The organism is Microvirga pakistanensis (genome assembly GCF_004458765.1).
In the GTDB taxonomy this organism is placed as follows: Bacteria; Pseudomonadota; Alphaproteobacteria; order Rhizobiales; family Beijerinckiaceae; genus Microvirga; species Microvirga pakistanensis.
Genome location: NZ_SPJX01000465.1, coordinates 1 through 223 on the forward strand (window position 1 = coordinate 1; position 223 = coordinate 223).

Genomic DNA, 223 nt, shown 5'->3' on the forward strand with positions numbered 1-223 from the left:
TCGTCTCGATCGTGTCGAAGGTCGCCTTCGCAAGGCTCCTGAACGTCATGGAGCGATAGCGTACAAGCCCCAGGAACAGAGACCAAATCACCGCCGCCACGGCCGCTTCCGTTGGGGTGAAGATGCCGAGCGTCATGCCGCCGATCAGGATAACCGGAGCCATGAGCGCCATGACGGCGGAAAAATCGAAGTACCAATCCAATGCCAGGAGGATCGCGAGTCC

General features: G+C 59.6%; 1 protein-coding gene. It reads right to left on the minus strand.

The genetic code is table 11. The annotated features are described in order from the left end of the window. Positions 1-223, minus strand: a 223-nt coding sequence (locus E4K09_RS20300) for a TRAP transporter large permease subunit (protein ID WP_134499525.1), incomplete at both ends; no start/stop codon positions are given.